This window comes from Phaeovulum molybdatiresistens (assembly GCF_023544865.1).
Taxonomy (GTDB): Bacteria; Pseudomonadota; Alphaproteobacteria; order Rhodobacterales; family Rhodobacteraceae; genus Pontitalea.
Map to the genome: position 1 here is coordinate 52,420 of NZ_JAMJFX010000008.1, position 14,522 is coordinate 66,941.

Consider the following 14,522-nt stretch of genomic DNA (forward strand, 5'->3'; position numbering starts at 1 on the left):
CGCCCTCAGGCGCGTTCAAAGCCCCGCTTGCGTTCCCAATCGGTCACGACGCGGTTGTGTTCGGACACCTCCCAGCGGGCGGCGTGCAGGTAATGGGCGACGACATCGGGGCCGAAGGCGCGCGCCAGCATGTCGCTGCCTTCCATCGCCTCGGCCGCCTCGTCAAGCGTGCGCGGGATCGAGACGGCATCGCGCGCCTGATACAGATCGCCCTTTACCGGATCGCCCGGTTCGATCATCTTCTCGATCCCTTCCAGCCCCGCGGCCAACAACGCCGCGCAGGCCAGATAGGGGTTCAGATCCGCCCCGCCGATGCGGCATTCGACGCGCACGGATTTGGTATTCTCGCCACAGACGCGGAAGCCCGCGGTGCGGTTGTCCAGGCTCCAGACCGCCTTGGTGGGGGCGAACATGCCCACGCAAAAGCGCTTGTAGCTGTTGACGAAGGGCGCAAGGAAGGCGGTGATTTCGCGCGCATGGGCCAGCTGGCCGCCCAGGAAATGGCGCATCTGCGTGGACATGCCATGCGGGGCCGCCGGATCGTGGAAGATGTTGCGCCCGTCGCGCCACAGCGACTGATGCACATGGGAAGACGATCCCGCGCGGCGGTGGTCGTATTTCGCCATGAAGGTGACCGAGGCGCCATGCTGTTGGGCAATTTCCTTAACGCCCTGCTTGATCAGGCTGTGCATGTCGGCGGTGTCCAGCGCGTCGGAATATTTGGCGTTGACCTCTTCCTGGCCGGCCTCGGCCTCGCCCTTGGAACATTCGATCGGAATGCCTGCCTCCCACAGCCCGTTGCGGATCGCGCGCATGATGGGTTCATCCCGCGCGGTGCCAAAAATCGAATAATCCACGTTGTAGCGGGCCATCGGCGTGGGGTCGGGATAGTCCATATCGAACAATTCGGGAAAGCTTTCCTCGAACAGGTAGAATTCCAGCTCGGTGGCCATCATCGGCTCAAAGCCCATCGCGCGGGCGCGTTCCACCTGGCGCATCAGCACCGATCGCGGCGCATGGGGCACGGGTTCATGGCTGTGATGGTCCAGCACGTCGCACATCACGAAGGCCGTGCCCTCCAGCCAGGGCAGCAGGCGCAGGGTCGCCATGTCGGGCTTCATCACGTAATCGCCATAGCCCGCCGCCCAAGATGTCGCCTGATAGCCCTGAACGGTGTTCATGTCCATGTCGGTGGCCAGCAGATAGTTGCAGCAATGCGTTTCCTGCCAGGCGCTTTCGACGAAATGGCGGGCGTGAAAGCGCTTGCCCTGCAGGCGGCCCTGCATGTCCACCATGGCCGCGATCACGGTGTCGATCTGGCCGCGCTGCACGGCGTCTTTCAGTTGCTCGAAGCTCAGGTTCGCGGGCATGTCCTATGTCCTGTTCCGGGGGAAGGGGCCCCCGCAGCCGGGCTGCGGGGAACCGGATGGGTTGGGCGGGGCAATGCGCCCCGGCCCCGGTGATTACGCGCCGCGATCAGGTATAGCGGTAGGGGCGGCCGGCCTTGCCCATCGCCTCGTTATAGCGCTTGATGATGTCGACGACCTTGGCCTTGACCTCGGATTCCGCGGCGATTTCATCCCAGAAGACCTTGGCGGCCTCTTCGACCTGGGCCCATTCGGCGTCGGGGATGGTGGTCAGCTGCATGTCGGAGCCTTCCACGCGCAGCTTGGCCTCGCCCGCCCAATACCAGTGCTGGCGGTAGTAATGCGACTGTTCAAAGCACACGCGCATCAGTTCCTGCAGATGCGGGGGCACCTCATTCCAGCGGTCCATATTGGCGAAGAAATGCCCGATCCAGGCGCCCGAGATGTTGTTGGTCAGGAAATAGGGCGCGACCTTGGACCAGCCGACGGTATAATCCTCGGTGATGCCGGACCAGGCGATGCCGTCCAGTTCCCCGGTCTGCATCGCGACCTCGACATCTTCCCACGGCACGGTGACGGGGACCACCCCGAACTGCGCCAGGAACCGGCCCGCGGTGGGGAAGGTGAAGACGCGCTTGCCGCGCAGGTCGGCCAGGGTGTTCACCGGTTCCTTCATCGCGAAATGGCACGGGTCCCAGGCCCCGGCCGAGATGTGCTTGACGCCGACCTTGGCATATTCCTCGGCCCAGATCTCATTCAGGCCCCAGGTATTGAACAGCGCAGGCACATCCAGCGAATAGCGCAGCGCCATCGGGAAATAGCCGCCGAAGACGGTGACTTCGGTGGGCGAGGCCATTGAATCATCATCCGATTGCACCGCGTCGATCGTGCCCGACTGCATCGCGCGGAACAGTTCGGATGTCGGCACCAGCTGGTCGGCGTAGAACAGTTCGATTTCCATCTGGCCATTGGCGATGGTGTTGAATGCCTCGATCGCGGGCTTGGCGACATGTTCACCCAGCGCCGCCCCGGCATAGGTCTGCATCCGCCACTTGATCGGGCTTTGCGCCAGAACGGCCGGCGCGGCCAGGGTCGAGGCCCCGGCGGCCAGCGCGCCGGTGGTCAGGAATTTCCGTCTGGTGGTGGTCATCGTGTCATCTCCTTGTTGGTTGCGCCCCTGTTGGGGTCTGTTGTCATCCAAGCACCGTCTGCGGCAGCCACAGCGCGATCTGGGGGAAGATCATCACAAGTATCAGCGTCAGAGCCATCACCCCCACGAAGGGGATGACCGAGCGGTAGATCACCGGCAGGTCAAAGTCCTTTGGCGCCATGGCGCGCATCAGGAACAGGTTGTAGCCGAAGGGTGGGGTAAGGTAGGCGATCTGGCAAGTGATCGTATACAGGATGCCATACCAGATCAGGTCGAACCCCAGCGCCTTGGCCAGGCCGACATAGACCGGGGCGACGATCACCAGCATGGCGGTGTCATCCAGGAACATCCCCATGACCAGGAAGCTCAGCTGCATCAGGATCAGCACCTGCCAGGGGCCAAGGCCCAGGTCCTTCAGAAAGAAATTCTCGATCGCCCGGCCCGCGCCAAGCCCGTCGAAGACCGCGCCAAAGGACAGGGCGGCGGTGATGATCAGCATGAACATCACCGTGATCGCCAGCGTGTTGCGGGTGGCGGTTTCAAAGACCGCGCGGGTGAAGCGGCGCTTGATCACCGCCGCGATCACCGAGGCCAGCGCCCCGATCACCGAGGCCTCGGTCAGGCTGGCCCAGCCCTTCAGGAAGGGCACCATCATCGCCGCGAAAATGGCCAGCGGCAAAAGGCCCGCGCGCAGCAGACGGAACCGTTCGCCCCAGGTGACGGTGGCGCGTTCCTCGGCGCTCATGGCGGGGGCCAGCATCGGGTTCAGCCCGCAGCGCACCAGGACGTAGATCACGAACAGGCTGGCCATCAGCAGCCCCGGCATCAGGCCGGCCAGCCACAGCTGGCTGACCGGCTGGCGCGCGATCAGCGAAAACAGCACCAGCACCACCGAGGGCGGGATCAGGATGCCCAGGCTGGACCCCGCCTGAATGACGCCTGAAATCATGACCTTGTCATAGCCCCGGCGCACCAGTTCGGGCAGGGCAATCGTGGCCCCGATCGCCATGCCTGCCACCGACAGCCCGTTCATCACCGAGATCATCACCATCAGGAAGATCGTCCCGATCGCAAGCCCCCCGGGCAGCGGCCCGAACCAGACGTGGAACATGCGATACAGGTCCTCGGCCAGGCGGCTTTCGGACATGACATAGCCCATGAAGATGAACATCGGCAGCGTCAGCAGCGGCGTCCATTTCATCAGCTTCATCACCGATGAAAAGCCCATGTCCGCCCCGCCCGGCCCCCAAAGCGCAAGGGCGGCCAGAACAGCGACAAAGCCGATCGCGCCGAACACCCGCTGCCCGGTGATCATCATCAGCAGCATGGTGGAAAACATCAGGATGGCGATGGTTTCGTGGGCCATCAGATTTCTTCTCCGCGGATCACCGCGATATCGCGGATCAGAAGGGCGATGGCTTGCAGCAGCATCAGGAAAAAGGCGGCGGTTATGATCACCTTGATCGGCCACAGATAGGGGCGCCAGGCGGTCGGGTTCCGCTCGCCGGTTTCAAAGGAATAGACGGTGGACCCGAAGGCGCCATACAGCATCACCCCGATGTAGAAGATCAGGAAGAACACCGTGACCGCATCCCAGATCGCCTGGGTGCGCGGGTTGAAGCGCGCATAAAGCAGGTCCATCCGCACATTGGTGCCCAGCTGCAGCGAATAGGGCGCGCCCAGAAGGTAATAGGCGACCAGCGTGAACTGGGCCATTTCCAGCGTCCAAAGCGCGGGAACCCGGCCGATCTTGGTGATCGACGACCACAGCAGGATGCCCATGATCACGAACAGCAGATACATCGCGAACCGGCCCACGCGGTAATTCACCGCCTCGACCGTGCGCACATAGGCCCTGGCCCAGCCCGGCATCACGCCCCCCCGATCCGGCTCAGCGCGCCGGTCAGCACCGGGGCAAGCGTTTCCGCCATCGCGTCCTGCGCGGCCTGGGTCGCGATCAGGTCGTTGCGGATTTCCAGCATGACATTGGCCAGCCCCATCGGCGTGGCCTGCAGGGCAAGGGTATGGGTGACCTCATCCGCGGCGGAATAGGGCTCATTCAACCGTGTCTCCAGCGTGGTGCGCGCGACCGCCTCGACCAGCACGGCCTGGGCCAGGCGGGCATCGGCATCATGGATCACGCCGAATTCCACCGCACGCGGGACGCCGTTGTATACGGGGGTAAAGCTGTGCACCGTCACCAGAACCGGGCGCTGGCCGCGCGCCAGACGCCGCGCGATTTCGGCGCGCAGGCGGGCGTGAAAGGGCAGATAGACCGCTTCGGTCCGCGCGACCCGCTGCGCCGCGGTCAGGCCCGCATTGCCCGGGACCCGATGAATTTCCGACCGTTCTGCCATGGCGCCGGGCGAATGGGGTGGGCGGTTCAGATCATAGATCAGCCGCGACAGATTGGCCGCGATCAGCGGTGCATCCAGCCGCCGCGCCAGCCCCCGCGCCAGCCCCAGCGCGCCGGGATCCCAGGCGATATGGGCGCGCTGTTGCGCGCCATCCAGCCCCAGATCGCCCCAGGGCGCGGGAAAGGCATTGGCGGCATGTTCACAGACGATGAGGAACGGGCCCGGCGCATCCGCGCGTTCGACCGTGACCGCATCGGGCAAATTCGCACCTGAAGGCACAGGCCCTGGCGCGGGCCCGGTGGCTGGTTGATCCGTCATTTCCCTGTCGATTCTGTGTGTTCTTTTGACCGAAGGGTCCAACGCGGGTGGCGTTCTGTCAAGATCATTTCACAAACCGAAAAACTGTTACAATCTGTTCTTCGGGCCCGAATCACGGCGCCAGGGCGGATGGAAAGCCATGACCAAGACGATCGAGGAACGCCTGCGCGCGGGCATCGACGGGATGACGCGGGCCGAACGCCAGCTGGCCGGCCATCTGCTGCGCCATTACCCGGTGGCGGCGCTGGGCTCGGTCACGGCGCTGGCGCGGGGGGCGGCGGTGTCCTCGCCCACGGTGGTGCGGCTGGTGCAGAAGCTGGGGTTCAAGGGCTATCCCGATTTTCAGGCCGGCATCCGCGCCGAGGTCGAAGAGCGGCTGGTTTCGCCCCTGGTCAAGCATGACCGTTGGGCGGGCGGGGTGCCCGATACGCATATCCTGAACCGCTTTGCCGATGCAGTGCTGGGCAATCTGCAGGCCACGCTGGCGCAGATCGACCACGCCGAATTCGACGCGGTGGCAGCCCTGATGGCCGACCCCGGCCGTCAGGTCTATGCCACGGGCGGGCGGATCACCCATGCGATGGCGGATTATTTCGTCACCCATATGAAGGTGATCCGGCCCGGCGTGTCGCTGATATCGGAAATGTCGAACGCCTGGCCGCCCGCGCTGATCGAGATGCGCCCGGGCGATGTGCTGCTGGCCTTCGACATCCGGCGGTATGAGAACAACGTGCTGCAGCTGGTTGAAATGGCAGCCGAACAGGGGGCCGAGGTGGTGCTGATCACCGACCCCTGGGTCAGCCCCGCCGCGGCCCATGCGCGCTATCGATTTTCGGCGCAGATCGAGGTGCCCTCGGCCTGGGATTCGACGGTGGCGATCCAGGTGCTGGTGGAAACGCTGCTGGCGGCGGTGCAAAGCCTGACCTGGCAAGAGACGGCGGCGCGGATGAAGCGGTTGGAGGAACTTTACGCCCGGGCGCGATTCTTCCGGCGGATGAAATAGGGGGCTGTCTGCCCCCTCGGCGCGTGCCGCGCCTCACCCCCGAGGATATTTCGGCAAATCCGAAGGGGGGCGGGCGGCGTCGAACAGGGCGGCGCAGGCATCGTGAAAGCGGGTGCGGATGGTGGCGGTTTCCATCATCGGTTCGTGCCGTGCATCGGGCAGCAGGTCCAGCCGGGCACCGGGCCAGCGGGCCATGCGCGCGTGGATCGCGGCTGATTGCACGACGGCCTCGCGCGTGCCAAGCACGCAAAGCGCGGGCAGGGCGGGGGAGGCGAGGGGGGCCAGCGCCGCGCATTCGGCCAGCGCGGCGGCCAGCCAACCGCAGGTGGGGCCGGCCAGTGCCAGATCGGGCACGGCGGCAAGCTGGTCGATCAGGAAGGCCCAGCCGGCGGGATCACCGGTCAGCTGGTTGGCGGCGAAGCTTTCGGCGAAGACATAGGTTGTGGCCCCGGTCGAGGGCACATAGGCCTGGGCTGGCAGGATCCGGGCCAGTTGGCGCGCGATCGGGCGCAGGGGCTTGGGCAGATTGATGTTCCACATCGGCGCCGAAAAGGCCGCGGCGGCATAGGGATGGGGCGACATCAGCCGGCGCAGGCCGATGGTGCCGCCCATCGAATGGGCCAGCAGGACCCAGGGACGCGGCAGATCCAGCGCCGTTGCCGCCTGTTCCACCGCTGCCAGGTCAAGCTGATAATCGCTGAATCGGCCGACATGACCTTTCAGCGGATCATCCAGCAGCCGGTCGGCCAGGCCCTGCCCGCGCCAGTCGATTGCCAGCAACCCGTAGCCGCGGGCGGCGAAGGCGGCGGCGGTGGGGCCGTATTTTTCCACATATTCGGTGCGCCCGGGCAGCAGGAAAACCGTGCCGCGCGGCGCCGCGGGACCGGGCCAAACCCCGATGCGCAGGCGCAGGCCATCCGCCGCCTTCAGCCAAAAGGCCCGCCCCCCGTCCGGGGCGCGGGCAATCGCGTCGTGAAGCGGCGCGCCCTGCATCAGGACAGGGCAGAGCCCAGCTGCATCGCCAGCCCCATCGCGCCGTCGATTTTCAGCTTGCCGGTCATGAAGGCCATCGTCGGGTTCACATCGCCGTCCAGAATGCCGCGGAAGGTTTCGGCCGAGGCGATCAGGGTCACGTCGGCCTCTTCATCGCCGATGCGCACACCGTCGGCATCGGCCATGATCGCGCCTTCGCCGGTAATGACGAATTTCGCCGTGGATGAAAATCCGTCGGGCAGTTTCGCCTGCAGCGCGGTCAGGGCCTTGTTCAGCACATCGCTCATGAAATCCTCCGATTGTGATCGCCGGGCTATCGCATCCGGCCAGCTTCTGCTTACATCTGCGTTATGCGTGAGCGTTCCGCCATTTCCAAATGTATCGTCACGGCACTTTGCGCCGTTTTGATGACATCGCCCCCCGCCCTGGCGGAAACCGAGGGGTTGGAGACGTATTTCGAAGAGCTGGCCGATCCGGGGTCCGGGGCCTGGGCGCGGGCCGAGGCCGATATCCGCCGGGCCTGGTCGCGGTCGGGGTCGGCGGCGATGGACCTGTTGTTGAAGCGCGGCGAAGAGGCGCTGGATGCGGGTGATACCGCCGCCGCGATCGAACATCTGACCGCGCTGACCGATCATGCGCCAGATTTCGCCGAAGGCTGGAATGCGCGCGCCACCGCCTATTTCCTGGCGGGGCTTTACGGTCCGGCCCTGTCCGACATTGCCCGCACGCTGGAACTGGAACCGCGCCATTGGGGGGCGCTGGCCGGTCTGGGGGCGATTCTGGATGAGATGGGCGATGCGCAGGGTGCGCTGCGGGCGTTCCGCGCCTCTTACGCCTTGCACCCGCATCAGCAGGATGTGAAAGACGCGATCGACAGGCTGGAACGCCAGCTGGCGGGCGTGGCGCTCTGAAGCGGGGATGACGATGGCGGATGGGCGGATCACGGCGGTCCTTGGGCCGACGAACACGGGCAAGACGCATTATGCGATCGAACGGATGCTGGCGCATCGCACCGGCATCATCGGCCTGCCGCTGCGATTGCTGGCGCGTGAGGTCTATGACCGGATCGTCAAGGCGCGCGGCCCTTCGGTCGTGGCGCTGGTCACGGGCGAGGAACGTATCGTCCCCGAGCGCACCCAGTATTGGGTCTGCACCACCGAGGCGATGCCCGAGGGGATGGGCACCGATTTCCTGGCGATCGACGAAATCCAGCTTTGTGCCGATCCTGAACGCGGGCATATCTTCACCGACCGGCTGCTGCATGCGCGCGGCCTGCATGAGACGCTGTTCCTGGGATCGGAAACGATGAAGGGCGCGATCGCGGCGCTGGTGCCGCGTGTGCAGTTCACGCGCCGTGAACGGTTTTCGGAATTGCGCTGGGCAGGTTCGAAAAAGACAAGCCGGATGCCCCCGCGCAGCGCGATCGTGGGCTTTTCGGTCGATAATGTCTATGCCATCGCCGAGCTGATCCGCCGCCAGAAGGGGGGGGCCGCTGTGGTGATGGGCGCACTGTCGCCGCGCACGCGCAATGCGCAGGTGGCGATGTATCAAAATGGCGACGTGGATTATCTGGTCGCCACCGATGCCATCGGCATGGGGTTGAACCTGGATATCGACCACGTCGCCTTTTCCGCCACCGCCAAGTTCGACGGCCGCCGGATGCGCGCGCTGTTCCCGCATGAGCTGGGCCAGATCGCGGGCCGCGCCGGGCGGCACACCGCCGACGGCACCTTTGGCGTGACCGGCGAGGCCGGCCCCCCGCCGCCCGAGGTGATCGAGGCGGTCGAGGAACATCGCTTTGCCCCGATCCAGCGCCTGCAATGGCGCAATCCGCGGCTGGAATTCGGCACCCTGCCGCGCCTGATCCAGAGCCTGGAGGAAAGCCCGAAAGACCAGTGGCTGACCCGCGGGCGCGAGGCTGATGACCTGCGCGCGCTGAAGATGCTGGCCGATACCCCCGAGATCATCGACCGCGTCGTGCACCCGTCCGATGTGCGGCTGTTGTGGGATGTCTGCCGGATCCCCGATTTCCGCTCGATCTCGGCCAGTGAACACGCCACGCTTCTGGCGCGGATCTTCGGCTTCCTGCAGACCGGCAAGGGCGTGCCCACCGACTGGCTGGCCAAGCAGATCGAACGCATCGACCGCACCGACGGCGATATCGACGCGCTGTCCAAGCGGCTGGCCTTCATCCGCACCTGGACCTATGTCGCGCAGCGCAAAGGCTGGGTCGATGATGAAAGCCATTGGCGCGGGGAAACGCGCGCTGTAGAAGATCGGCTGTCGGATGCGTTGCATGGCGCGCTGACCCAACGATTTGTGGATCGGCGCACTTCGGTGCTGTTGCGCCGGCTCAAGCAGAAGGAGACCCTCGTGGCCGAGGTGAACGACAAGGGCGAAGTGATGGTCGAGGGCGAATTCGCCGGGCGGCTTGAGGGGTTCCGCTTCCGGCAGGACACGACGTCTTCGCCCGACGAGGCGAAGATGCTGGCTCGCGCCGCCTATGAGGCGCTGCGACCGGAATTCCATCTGCGGGCGGACCGGTTCTACAATGCCCCCGATACGGAAATGGATTTCACCGAACAGGGGGGCCTTATGTGGGGCGCCTCGGCGGTGGGCAAGCTGGTGAAGGGCGCGGACCCGCTGAAACCCGTGGTCGAGGCCTTTGTCGACGAAGAGGCGGGGGCGGATGTGGCCGAAAAGGTCAAGCGCCGGCTGCAGCATTTCATTGACCGCAAGATCGCCACCCTGTTCGAGCCGCTTCTGGCCATGAGCCGGGATGAGGCGCTGACGGGGCTGGCACGCGGCTTTGCCTTCCGTCTGGTCGAAAGCCTCGGCATCCTGCCGCGCGACGGCGTGGCCACCGAGGTCAAGGACCTGGATCAGGAAGCGCGCGGCGCGCTGCGCAAGCATGGTGTGCGCTTTGGCCAACACACGATCTTCCAGCAGGCCCTGCTGAAGCCCGCGCCGACGCGGCTGCGGCTGGTGCTGGCCTCGCTTTGGGACGGTCTGGCCGAATTCCCGGAAAGCCCGCCGCCCGGTCTGGTGACGATTCCCTACCTGCCCGAGGTGCCGGTGGCGCATTACACCCAGTCGGGCTATCGCCCGGCGGGCGCGCGCGCGATCCGCATCGACATGCTGGAACGTCTGGCCGATCTGCTGCGCGGGCAGGACAGCCGCGCGGGCTTTGAGGCGTCGCCCGACATGCTGTCGATCACCGGCATGACGCTGGAACAATTCGCCGATCTGATGGGTGGGCTGGGCTACAAGGCCGAGCGGGGCGAACGTGCCAAGGTCAAGCCCGCGCCCGAACCGCAGGCGCCGACCGAAGGTGCGGAAAACCCGATCCCCGAGGAAGCCTCGCCCCTGGCCGAGGCCGAGGCGCAGGCCGAATCGGCGGCGCCGGAAACCGAAGTGTTCTTTACCTTCACCTGGGCCCCGCGCCCGCGTGGCCAGCGCCCGGAACGGGGCGGGGACCGCGGTGAACGCGCTGAACGCGGGGATCGCCCCGAACGCGGCCCCCGCCGCGAGGGTGAGGGCAAGCGCCGCGACGGCGCCAAGCCCGAGGGCCGGCGCGATGGCAAGCCCGGTGGCAAGCCGCAAGGCAAGGGCAAGCCCGAACACAAGGGCGCCAAGGGCCCCCGGCGCGACGACCAGCCCCGCAACTTTGAGGCCCGTCCCCCGCGCAAGGAACGCCCGATCGACCCCGACAGCCCCTTTGCGGTGCTGGCCGCGCTGAAGGGCAAGTCCTGACCGATGGCGGAAGGGTCCGACCGGATCCGGATCGACAAATGGCTGTGGCAGGCGCGGTTCTGCAAGACCCGCGCCCTTGCCGCCGACCTGGTGGCGGCGGGCCGGGTGCGGGTGAACGGCCAGCGCATTGACAAGCCGGGCCGCAGCGTGCGGCCGGGCGATGTTCTGACACTGGTCTGGGCGGGGCAGGGGCGCGCGCTGCGCATCCTGGCCTGCGGCACAAGGCGCGGCCCCGCCACCGAGGCCGCCACCCTTTACCAGGACATGACCCCCGATCCGGCCCCCTGCGAAACCCCTGTTCCGCACCAGGCCGATCCCCCGGAACAGCCGTCCTGAGCCACGGCCAGATCGCCGCAGCCCGGCCTTTTGGCCGATGCGCGGCTTGAATGATCGCGCGGGCAAGGCTAGGTAACGGTCAAACGATCAGCCTTCGGGGTTCTTCATGACCTATGTCGTCACCGACAACTGCATCAACTGCAAATACACCGACTGTGTCGAAGTCTGCCCGGTGGACTGTTTCTACGAGGGTGAGAATACCCTGGTGATCCACCCCGACGAATGCATCGATTGCGGCGTCTGCGAACCCGAATGCCCCGCCGATGCGATCCGCCCCGATACCGAGCCGGGGATGGAGCCTTGGGTCGAATTCAACCGGAAATATTCCGAGCTGTGGCCGGTGATCACGCAGAAGAAAGATCCGATGCCCGAGGCCGAGAAATTTGACGGCGAAACCGGCAAGCTGGACAAATACTTTAGCGAAAAGCCCGGCGCAGGGGACTGATTCCCCTGATTCGGCAGTGATTCTGCCGTATCTGCATCGAAAATGGCATCGGAAATGGTGCCAAGTCCTTGATTTCAAAGGGCGCTTGCATTGCCTGATGGCGCCGCGCTTTGAAATGCCGCTTTTTCATGCTATATATATGTGACAAAGGTCCAAGACCCCCCGCGCCGCCGCAGGCCACTCACCTGTGGGGGCTTTTTCAACGACGTTTTGCATCTGTGCGGAAACCAAGGCTTCCGTGCGGTGTGGATTGTTCGCTGAACAGGGAAAGGGGCCTTGCCTGCGGTGCCCGCTGCTCAAGGAAGCGAAATGACCAAGACCAAGAAGACCGAATTCCACCCCAACGATTTCGTCGTTTATCCCGCGCATGGCGTGGGCAAGATCATCTCGATCGAGGAACAGGAAATCGCCGGGATGCGGCTGGAGATGTTCGTGATCTCCTTCGAGAAGGACAAGATGACGCTGCGCGTCCCGACCAACAAGGCCACCGATGTGGGCATGCGCTCGCTTTCGACGCCCGAGGTTGTGTCGAAGGCGCTGGAAACGCTGAAGGGCAAGGCCAAGGTCAAGCGCGCGATGTGGTCGCGCCGCGCCCAGGAATATGAACAGAAGATCAACTCGGGCGATCTGCTGTCGATCGCCGAGGTGGTGCGTGACCTGCACCGCAATGACGACCAGCGCGAACAGTCCTATTCCGAACGTCAGCTGTATGAAGCGGCGCTGGAACGGCTGACGCGTGAGGTTGCCGCCGTTTCCGGCACGGATGAGGCCGGGGCCGCGAAAACCGTCGATGACGTGCTTTTGGGCCGCGCCGCCTGATACGGGGCCGCCTAAGAACCAATATGAACCGCGCAGGCACCGGCCCGCGCGGTTTTTCGTTCAAAGCGGCTGGTCGGGCGCGGTCGCGTCGGGGGGCACGGCAAAGCGTTCCATCAGCGCGTTTTCCAGTTCGCGGTTCAGTTCGCGCGTGCGGGCGATGTATTCGGGGTTCTCATCCAGCGGCACGCCGGGCTTCCAGACCTCGGCCTGTTCGCGCAGGGCGACGCGGTCCAGCTTGTAGAAGATCTTTTCCAGCTCGGCCGCCTCGTATTCGGAAAGGCCCGCGTTTTCCAGCACATAGCGGGCCGCCCGCAGGCTGGAATCGAACAGTTCGCGGACGATGTCATTGGCGCCCGCACGATAGAGTTCGAAGACATGGCCACGGTCGCGGGCGCGGACGATGATGTGCAGATCGGGGCGGATGCGGCGGGCATAGCTGACCAGGCGGGTCGCCGCGGCGCGATCGTCAAGGCAGACCACCAGCACCCGCGCCTTGGTGATGCCGGCGGCGGCCAGAAGCTCGGGGCGGGTGGGGTCGCCGAAATAGCTTTTGACCCCGAACTTGCGCATCAGGTTGATCGTCTTCAGGTCATTGTCCAGCACCGTCGTGCGAAAGCCCGACATCGACACCATGCGGTTCACCACCTGCCCGAAACGACCGACCCCCGCGATGATGATCGGTTGCTGATCTTCGATCGTGTCGGCATCGGGGCCGGTGCCGGGGCGCGCATGGCGCCGGGCCAGCACATCGTGCAGGATGAACAACAGCGGCGTCAGCAGCATCGACAGCGCGATCACCACCAGCGTGGCCTGCGCCACAGCCTGCGGCAGGATGCGTTGCGCCACCGCGAAAGACACCAGCACAAAGCCGAATTCCCCCGCCTGCGCCAGGCCCAGCGTGAACAGCCACTTGTCGCGCCCCTGCAGGCGGAACAGCCGCGCCAGCGGATACAGGATCGCCGCCTTCACCGCGACCAGCCCCAGCACCAGCGCCAGGATCTGCACCGGCGCCCCGGTGATTACGGCAAAATCGATGCCCGCGCCGACGGTGATGAAGAACAGCCCCATCAACAAGCCTTTGAACGGCTCGATATCGCTTTCCAGTTCGTGCTTGAATTCGCTATCGGCCAGAACCACCCCGGCCAGGAAGGTGCCAAGTGCGGGCGACAGCCCCACCAGCAGCATCAGCGAGGCGATGCCCACCACGATGACCAGCGCCATCGCGGTGTTCACCTCGCGCAGCTTCGCGGCCTGGACAAAGCGAAATAGTGGATGGATCAGATAGCGCCCGGCCAGCACGATCGCCGCCACCGCCCCCAGTGTGATCAGCGTGACCCCCCAGGCGGGCAGCGAATCGATCAGATGCGCGGCCGGGTTGGCATCGCCCTGTTCCGCCTTGGCCAGCGCCCGCGCGCCCGGCAGTGCCAGCAGCGGCAGCAGCGCCAGCATCGGGATCACCGCGATGTCCTGCATCAGCAGCACCGAAAACGCCGATCGTCCCCCCGCCGTCTGCATCAGGCGCTTTTCGTTCAGCGTTTGCAGCACGATCGCGGTAGAGGACAACGAAAAGATCATCCCCAGCGCCAGCGCCACCTGCCAGCTCTGGCCGAACAGCATGGCCAGCACCGCCACCGCCGCGATGGTCAGCACCGTTTGCAACCCGCCCAGGCCCAGCAGCTTGTCGCGCATCGCCCAAAGCGCGCGCGGCTCCAGCTCCAGCCCGATCAGGAACAGCATCATCACCACGCCGAATTCGGCGAAATGCTGCAAATCGTTCATTTCGGAACCGACAAGCCCGAAGACCGGCCCGATCAGGATGCCCGCGATCAGATAGCCCAGAACCGATCCCAGCCCCACCCGTGTGGCCAGCGGCACCGCGACCACCATGGCAAACAGGAACAGCGTTGCCTGCAGCAGGAAACTTTCCATCCGGTCTTATTCCGCCTCTTTCGTCCGGCCAGTGGCGCGCGCGTCCCGCCGG

14 protein-coding genes are annotated in these 14,522 nt (G+C 65.4%); 6 read left to right on the plus strand and 8 right to left on the minus strand.

Going from position 1 to position 14,522, the window contains the following annotated elements:
- Nucleotides 1-5: 5 nt before the first annotated feature.
- The 5 genes from MXB90_RS07675 to MXB90_RS07695 form a co-directional block, all read right to left on the minus strand.
- Nucleotides 6-1,370 (minus strand): glutamine synthetase family protein, encoded by a 1,365-nt coding sequence (locus MXB90_RS07675; RefSeq protein ID WP_250043181.1) that lies wholly within the window; start codon nt 1,368-1,370, stop codon nt 6-8.
- Nucleotides 1,371-1,476: 106 nt separating this feature from the next.
- Nucleotides 1,477-2,517, minus strand: coding sequence for a TRAP transporter substrate-binding protein (locus MXB90_RS07680; protein ID WP_250043184.1), 1,041 nt, complete (start codon nt 2,515-2,517; stop codon nt 1,477-1,479).
- 43 nt (nt 2,518-2,560) lie between these two features.
- Nucleotides 2,561-3,883 (minus strand): TRAP transporter large permease, encoded by a 1,323-nt coding sequence (locus MXB90_RS07685; RefSeq protein WP_250043186.1) that lies wholly within the window; start codon nt 3,881-3,883, stop codon nt 2,561-2,563.
- Entirely contained in the window at nt 3,883-4,389 is a 507-nt protein-coding gene (locus tag MXB90_RS07690) for a TRAP transporter small permease subunit (protein ID WP_250043189.1), read from the minus strand. The genes MXB90_RS07685 and MXB90_RS07690 overlap by 1 nt, the downstream gene beginning before the upstream one ends.
- The gene (locus MXB90_RS07695) at nt 4,389-5,135 is read right to left on the minus strand and encodes an N-formylglutamate amidohydrolase (protein WP_250043191.1); all 747 of its coding nucleotides are present in this window, start codon (nt 5,133-5,135) and stop codon (nt 4,389-4,391) included. The genes MXB90_RS07690 and MXB90_RS07695 overlap by 1 nt, the downstream gene beginning before the upstream one ends.
- A gap of 196 nt (nt 5,136-5,331) precedes the next feature.
- Here MXB90_RS07695 and MXB90_RS07700 point away from each other — a divergent pair, with 196 nt between their 5' ends.
- Nucleotides 5,332-6,195 (plus strand): MurR/RpiR family transcriptional regulator, encoded by an 864-nt coding sequence (locus MXB90_RS07700; protein WP_250043194.1) that lies wholly within the window; start codon nt 5,332-5,334, stop codon nt 6,193-6,195.
- A gap of 33 nt (nt 6,196-6,228) precedes the next feature.
- On the opposite strand, the gene MXB90_RS07705 is transcribed toward MXB90_RS07700, so the two are convergent.
- Both MXB90_RS07705 and MXB90_RS07710 read right to left on the minus strand, forming a co-directional pair.
- Nucleotides 6,229-7,188 (minus strand): alpha/beta fold hydrolase, encoded by a 960-nt coding sequence (locus MXB90_RS07705; protein WP_250043197.1) that lies wholly within the window; start codon nt 7,186-7,188, stop codon nt 6,229-6,231.
- Nucleotides 7,188-7,475, minus strand: a complete 288-nt coding sequence (locus tag MXB90_RS07710) for an SCP2 sterol-binding domain-containing protein (RefSeq protein WP_250043199.1) — start codon at nt 7,473-7,475, stop codon at nt 7,188-7,190. Before MXB90_RS07710 ends, MXB90_RS07705 begins: the two co-directional genes overlap by 1 nt.
- Nucleotides 7,476-7,595: 120 nt before the next feature.
- Here MXB90_RS07710 and MXB90_RS07715 point away from each other — a divergent pair, with 120 nt between their 5' ends.
- The 5 genes from MXB90_RS07715 (at nt 7,596) to MXB90_RS07735 (ending at nt 12,541) form a co-directional block, all read left to right on the plus strand.
- A complete protein-coding gene (locus tag MXB90_RS07715) occupies nt 7,596-8,099 on the plus strand; it encodes a hypothetical protein (RefSeq protein WP_250043200.1) in 504 nt (167 codons plus the stop codon).
- Nucleotides 8,100-8,112: 13 nt separating this feature from the next.
- On the plus strand, nt 8,113-10,941 hold the full coding sequence (locus MXB90_RS07720; RefSeq protein ID WP_462982244.1) for a helicase-related protein: 2,829 nt from the start codon (nt 8,113-8,115) through the stop codon (nt 10,939-10,941).
- A gap of 3 nt (nt 10,942-10,944) precedes the next feature.
- A complete protein-coding gene (locus tag MXB90_RS07725) occupies nt 10,945-11,277 on the plus strand; it encodes an RNA-binding S4 domain-containing protein (RefSeq protein ID WP_250043204.1) in 333 nt (110 codons plus the stop codon).
- Between the two features lie 106 nt (nt 11,278-11,383).
- Complete coding sequence (fdxA, locus tag MXB90_RS07730) at nt 11,384-11,722, plus strand: ferredoxin FdxA (RefSeq protein WP_250043206.1); 339 nt, start codon at nt 11,384-11,386, stop codon at nt 11,720-11,722.
- A gap of 309 nt (nt 11,723-12,031) precedes the next feature.
- Entirely contained in the window at nt 12,032-12,541 is a 510-nt protein-coding gene (locus MXB90_RS07735; protein ID WP_250043208.1) for a CarD family transcriptional regulator, read from the plus strand.
- A 60-nt stretch (nt 12,542-12,601) separates the two neighbouring features.
- On the opposite strand, the gene MXB90_RS07740 is transcribed toward MXB90_RS07735, so the two are convergent.
- Nucleotides 12,602-14,470, minus strand: coding sequence for a monovalent cation:proton antiporter-2 (CPA2) family protein (locus MXB90_RS07740; protein ID WP_250043210.1), 1,869 nt, complete (start codon nt 14,468-14,470; stop codon nt 12,602-12,604).
- Nucleotides 14,471-14,522: the final 52 nt, after the last annotated feature.

What these genes read in the sequence shown, in the direction of transcription:
- MXB90_RS07675 (WP_250043181.1), bottom strand. Translation starts at nt 1,370, where the DNA reads ATGCCCGCGAACCTGAGCTTCGAGCAACTGAAAGACGCCGTGCAGCGC.
- MXB90_RS07680 (WP_250043184.1), bottom strand. Translation starts at nt 2,517, where the DNA reads ATGACCACCACCAGACGGAAATTCCTGACCACCGGCGCGCTGGCCGCC.
- MXB90_RS07685 (WP_250043186.1), bottom strand. Translation starts at nt 3,883, where the DNA reads ATGGCCCACGAAACCATCGCCATCCTGATGTTTTCCACCATGCTGCTG.
- MXB90_RS07690 (WP_250043189.1), bottom strand. Translation starts at nt 4,389, where the DNA reads ATGCCGGGCTGGGCCAGGGCCTATGTGCGCACGGTCGAGGCGGTGAAT.
- MXB90_RS07700 (WP_250043194.1), top strand. Translation starts at nt 5,332, where the DNA reads ATGACCAAGACGATCGAGGAACGCCTGCGCGCGGGCATCGACGGGATG.
- MXB90_RS07705 (WP_250043197.1), bottom strand. Translation starts at nt 7,188, where the DNA reads ATGCAGGGCGCGCCGCTTCACGACGCGATTGCCCGCGCCCCGGACGGG.
- MXB90_RS07710 (WP_250043199.1), bottom strand. Translation starts at nt 7,475, where the DNA reads ATGAGCGATGTGCTGAACAAGGCCCTGACCGCGCTGCAGGCGAAACTG.
- MXB90_RS07715 (WP_250043200.1), top strand. Translation starts at nt 7,596, where the DNA reads ATGACATCGCCCCCCGCCCTGGCGGAAACCGAGGGGTTGGAGACGTAT.
- MXB90_RS07720 (WP_462982244.1), top strand. Translation starts at nt 8,113, where the DNA reads ATGGCGGATGGGCGGATCACGGCGGTCCTTGGGCCGACGAACACGGGC.
- MXB90_RS07725 (WP_250043204.1), top strand. Translation starts at nt 10,945, where the DNA reads ATGGCGGAAGGGTCCGACCGGATCCGGATCGACAAATGGCTGTGGCAG.
- fdxA (WP_250043206.1), top strand. Translation starts at nt 11,384, where the DNA reads ATGACCTATGTCGTCACCGACAACTGCATCAACTGCAAATACACCGAC.
- MXB90_RS07735 (WP_250043208.1), top strand. Translation starts at nt 12,032, where the DNA reads ATGACCAAGACCAAGAAGACCGAATTCCACCCCAACGATTTCGTCGTT.
- MXB90_RS07740 (WP_250043210.1), bottom strand. Translation starts at nt 14,470, where the DNA reads ATGGAAAGTTTCCTGCTGCAGGCAACGCTGTTCCTGTTTGCCATGGTG.